Consider the following 1631-nt stretch of genomic DNA (forward strand, 5'->3'; position numbering starts at 1 on the left):
GGGCCAAGCTCCGTCGTCAACAACATGATGCAGAAGCTGAGCGGCATTAAGCGCATGATGTTGAAAAGAGGGAAAACGGGAGAAGTTCTGCAAATCGGTGACAAAGATAATATCGAGTCAATCGACCTCAGCAACCTGGAAAAACCTCTCGACTCTGCCCGTAAGCACATTCTGGAGAACGTGGCCGCCGCCGCTGATATGCCGGCGATCATTCTTAACTCTGAGACGTTCGCCCAGGGCTTCGGGGAAGGCACTGAAGATGCGCGCGCCGTTGCTGTGTACATCGACAACATCCGTGAATGGCTTGATCAGCTTTATGCATTCTTTATTCGTGTATGCCAGTACCGGGCATGGAGCATAGAGTTTTTCCAGTCGCTGCGAGCCGACTTCCCGGAACTGAAAAACACCTACAGCGTGTATTTCTCGATGTGGATAAATAACTTCGAATACCGCTGGCCGTCCTCCCTCAAGGAGCCGGAGAGCGAAAAGGTGAAGGTAGACGAAACGCGCTTTAAGGCCATCGTCAGTATGCTGGAATCGATACTGCCGCAACTCACCGCTGACCCCGAGAACCGCGCAACGCTGATCGAGTGGGCGTGTGAAAACGCCAACGCTAACGAGAACCTCTTCCCTCAACGGCTTAACCTCGATTACGACTCGCTAAAAGATAATCCGCCGCCAGAGCCACCGAAGGCTGAAGATCCGGGCGGTGGGATGATGCTATGAGGACATTTACAAGAACGGTTCGTGAGGCGGTGAAGTTCTTTCTTCGCAATGGCTACACGTCTCGCGAGGAGCTGGAGCGCTGGCAGAGCATCATCCGGCAGGCTGCTGAGAGTGACACGGCGGACGACTACATGGCGATGGTCACGCGGAACCTGACTAAATCGTACGATCTGCAGGTTGGTCGCGCTGGCGCGCTGAAACGGCACCAGGGCATATCCCGCTTTACGCTCAACTACCTCGAACCAAAACTGAGGACTGAACTCGACAGGCGGATCCTGTCCAGCGCTGACCTTATCCAGCTCAACCGCAAAAAAGCTATCGACACAACGTTGTCGCGTTTTAGCGGCTGGGCCAGCAGCATACCTTCTGCTGATAGCATCGCGCTGTCTGGCATTCAGGGGACGATGCGGGCAACAGCGGATCATATACAGAAGGCTGCCGAGAAGGTGGACTATGAAGCGCGCCGCGTGATGATCGACCAGAACCGCAAGCTGATAGCCAACATTGATAATGTGATCGCAACGAGTAATAACGCGATTGCGGCGATTTGGCACAGCCATTGGCGCAGGCCCGGTTATGACTTCCGCGAAGACCACAAGGAGCGCGATCAGTTGTACTACCTGATTCGCGGGAACTGGGCGCAAAAAAACGGGTATGTGAAAGCCGGTCCTGCCGGGTATCTCGATGAAATCACTCAGCCTGGTGAAGAGGTTTTCTGCCAGTGCTATGTGACCTACATCTACAACATCCGCAGTATTCCTGAATACATGCTGACCCAGAAGGGTCACAAGTTCATGGAGTCAATGAAAGCAGCATAGGGGCATTAAAACGTGGCTATTTTTGGCAGCGGGATAATGTTCCGTCAGGGTAAGTTCGTCTTCCTGATCCAGCGCTCTGATGATGGA

2 protein-coding genes are annotated in these 1631 nt (G+C 53.6%); both read left to right on the forward strand.

Going from position 1 to position 1631, the window contains the following annotated elements:
- Positions 1-726 (forward strand): hypothetical protein (locus tag AB0I71_RS32475; RefSeq protein WP_357591180.1); only part of this gene is annotated, 726 nt, incomplete at its 5' end.
- A 29-nt stretch (positions 727-755) separates the two neighbouring features.
- Positions 756-1544, forward strand: a complete 789-nt coding sequence (locus tag AB0I71_RS32480; protein WP_357591182.1) for a hypothetical protein — start codon at positions 756-758, stop codon at positions 1542-1544.
- The last annotated feature ends 87 nt before the right edge of the window (positions 1545-1631 follow it).

Source organism: Micromonospora sp. NPDC049891 (assembly GCF_040660295.1).
Classification (GTDB): Bacteria; Actinomycetota; Actinomycetes; order Mycobacteriales; family Micromonosporaceae; genus Micromonospora.